This is a genomic window from Mesorhizobium sp. M7A.F.Ca.CA.004.12.1.1 (genome assembly GCF_003997835.1).
Taxonomy (GTDB): domain Bacteria; phylum Pseudomonadota; class Alphaproteobacteria; order Rhizobiales; family Rhizobiaceae; genus Mesorhizobium.
The window spans coordinates 1-1,696 of the sequence record NZ_RZRK01001062.1 but is presented as its reverse complement, the minus strand read 5'-3'; the positions used below and the strand labels follow the sequence as shown (position 1 = coordinate 1,696).

General features: G+C 61.0%; 2 protein-coding genes. One reads left to right on the top strand and one right to left on the bottom strand.

The window, feature by feature from the left end; genetic code table 11:
• Window positions 1–980 (bottom strand): ABC transporter substrate-binding protein (locus tag EN984_RS33590; protein ID WP_164765875.1); only part of this gene is annotated, 980 nt, incomplete at its 3' end.
• A 265-nt stretch (window positions 981–1,245) separates the two neighbouring features.
• On the opposite strand from EN984_RS33590, the gene EN984_RS33585 reads away from it, so the two are divergent.
• Complete coding sequence (locus EN984_RS33585; protein ID WP_127271694.1) at window positions 1,246–1,629, top strand: RidA family protein; 384 nt, start codon at window positions 1,246–1,248, stop codon at window positions 1,627–1,629.
• The last annotated feature ends 67 nt before the right edge of the window (window positions 1,630–1,696 follow it).

Sequence of the window (1,696 nt, the reverse complement as noted above, 5' to 3'; positions counted from 1 at the left end):
CCTTTGTTGATGAAGGTCAGCGTGTAGGCCTTCTTGATGTCGATGCCGGCTGGCGTGACCTTGGCCTTGACCATCTTGTCGTAGAAATTCTTGATCCGCTCGTCGGTCATGGCGCCGATGCCGAGCTTTTCGGTGTCGCCGGAATCGGCAAGGCCGAACTTCTTCATCTGCTCGATCGAGAACGCGATCTGCTCGTCGCTCATATCGGGATTGTCTTTCTTGATCATGTCGTTGGCGGCCTTGTTGTCGCCGTACAGATATTTGTACCAGCCCTTGGCCGAGCCATCGACGAAGCACTGGACCACCTCCGGCTTCTTGTCGATCGTATCCTGCATCACCTCGATCGTCGTCGAATAGGTGTCCCAGCCATAGTCGGCGAGCAGGAACTGGTTCGGCACGAAGCCGCCTTCCTTCTTGACCGCGAACGGCTCCGAGGTGACGTAGCCCTGCTGGATCGACTTCTTGTTGGCGAGGAAGGGAGCGGTGTTGTAGGTGTAGGGCGCGCGCTTGGAAGCGTCGAAGCCGAGTTCGATGACCATCCACTGGAAGAAGGTCTGCACGCCCTCGTCGCCCAATATGTACTGGTCGGCGTTCTTCAGGTCCTCCCATTTGTCGAGCCCTTCGCCGGGGTGGGACATGATGACCTGCGGGTCCTTCTGGAAGTCCGCCGCCACCACGCGCATGGGAATGCCTTGCTGGACGGCATCGAAAGCCGACAGCAGATTGCCGCCCATGTAGAAATCGATCTTGCCGGCCAGCAGCAGCGGTCGGCCGCTGACCTGCGGACCGCCCTGCATGATGGTGACGTCGAGGCCGCAGGCGGCGTAGGTGCCGTCCGCCACGGACTGATAATATCCACCATGCTCCGGCTGGGCCAACCAGTTGGTGCCGAAGGTGACTTTCTCATTCGCAGCAGCACCCAGCGTGCTGGCTGCAAGCAGGGCCACCGCCGCCACCGAGATCTTCTGTTTTCCGTACATCCACACCACCCTCTGTTTGCTCCGGCGCGCCACGCGCCAGGCTCGACACCAAAGATTCAAGAAGCAAGACACATGCCACCGGCGTCTGGCGCCGGGGCCGCCCGCTTGAAAGACGTTGCCATGCCAAGCGCGGACGGGTCATGCTGTACGAAAGGCATCGTGCCTATTTTTTGAACGGCTGTCCACAATCGCCCGGGCAACATGCACCGCCATCTTGAAGGTGTAATGGGTCCGGCTTTAGGCTGGCGGCACCCAGGAGATTGCCATGTTCAGATTCCTCACCCCGAAGTCGATCAAGCCGCCCTTTGCCCGCTACAGCCACGGCGTCGAGGTACCGCCTGGAAAGCGGCTGGTGCTGTGCTCGGGTCAGGTTGCCATAACCGCGGACGACCAGATTCCCGAAGAGGCCGGCGCGCAGGCCGAACTCTGCTTCCGCAACATCGAAGCGATCCTCGGCGAAGCCGGGCTGGGCCTACGCGACATCATCCGTATCAACGCCTATGTCACCGACCGCGCGCATCTGCGGCCCTATATGGATGTCCGCGACCGGCTGTTTTCCAGCCCCGCGCCGGCCTCGACGCTGATGATCGTCTCCGGCTTTGCCCGACCCGAATTCAAGGTCGAGGTCGAGGCTATCGCGGCCGGGTGATCGACAGACAACCTCCGCCGCGCTAGGTCTGGCCGTTCATCGAAGAGGCATGACATGACTGTTGCGA